Source organism: Chryseobacterium sp. SIMBA_029 (assembly GCF_046535275.1).
Lineage (GTDB): Bacteria > Bacteroidota > Bacteroidia > Flavobacteriales > Weeksellaceae > Chryseobacterium.
This window is the reverse complement of sequence record NZ_JAWRXA010000635.1, coordinates 1-251: the sequence shown is the minus strand read 5'-3', so window position 1 is coordinate 251 and position 251 is coordinate 1. Positions and strand designations below refer to the sequence as shown.

Here is a 251-nt window from a genome sequence, read left to right as displayed (position 1 = left end):
CTTGAACACCGCAACCGATTTTCCGACCACCGTCTCCACCTACCTGCGTCCGATTGACCGCGACGGCCTGATGGCGTTTGCCGAGAAGGGCCGCAATAACCCGGGCGCGCGCGGCAAGAATAACGTTCACACGGTGATGCAGGGCATGTACCGCTCGCTCAGCTATGTCGGCAATCATCAGCCGGTCGTCGTCGATGAGCCGCTGCATCTGTTCGGTGAAGATACTGCGCCGGCGCCCGGCGAAATCGTCC

General features: G+C 61.8%; 1 protein-coding gene. It reads left to right on the top strand.

The features are described from left to right. Positions 1 to 251, top strand: a 251-nt coding sequence (locus SB679_RS25515; protein WP_410705154.1) for a hypothetical protein, incomplete at both ends; no start/stop codon positions are given.